At 65.2% G+C, this 764-nt stretch carries 1 protein-coding gene; it reads right to left on the bottom strand.

Annotated features, from left to right (window positions below):
* A partial coding sequence (locus E0H73_RS48650) for a DUF7218 family protein (RefSeq protein ID WP_420323465.1) occupies positions 1-616 on the bottom strand: 616 nt, incomplete at its 3' end.
* Positions 617-764: the final 148 nt, after the last annotated feature.

The following is a 764-nucleotide window of genomic DNA, read 5'->3' on the forward strand; positions in this document are numbered from 1 at the left end:
GGCTGCTGTTGCCGCCCTTGCCGCTCTTACCGCCGTGCTCGCTCGACTTCGAGGAGTTGGCGATCTTCGCCGCGCGCTGTTTCGACATCCCCTTGTCCTTCAGGGCTTCGTACTGCTTCTCGTTCTTCACCTTCGATGACTTTCCGGGCATCAGTACCTCCACGAGGTGTCGTCCATCGTGTCGCCGGTACCCACCGTGCAGGCTCTCACCGTGCTTCGGTTCATCGAAGCGCTTCCCTCCGGTCGTAGTAGGAGCGTCATGACGTGGGATGTCTGGGGTCGGTTCGCGGACCGATGGTTGCGGCGGCAACGGGCGATCGTCGCTACGGTGCGCACGTAGCGACCGGAGTTCGTTGCCTTGCAGGAGACTTGGCGGGTGGACGGGTTGACGCAGGCTGCGGTGCTCGGAGCCGAGCTGGGATGGCATCGGCCTTTGCCCCTCGCGGATGCCGCGGGACGCGCATCCCGGCGTACGTCTCGACCTCGGAATTCTGAGTGGGTTTCCTTTCCGGGCCGTCGAGCAGCACGAGCTGTCGGGGGACACCGTTGCGTTGCGCCGTGAGATCCGCCTCCGAGTCGTGTTCGCGGGGCGATCTGAACCTCGCCGCCCGGCCATCCCGAGCTCGACCCTCTGCTGGATGCCGCGCGAGTGACACGTGATCGGATTCGACGAGGACCGAGGTCTGCCGCCGTCCGACCACTACGCCGTCGTTGCCGACGTGTTAGGTCGTCTGAATCTCACTCCGCACGAGTGGTGCGGCCTG

The organism is Kribbella pittospori (assembly GCF_004331465.1).
In the GTDB taxonomy this organism is placed as follows: domain Bacteria; phylum Actinomycetota; class Actinomycetes; order Propionibacteriales; family Kribbellaceae; genus Kribbella; species Kribbella pittospori.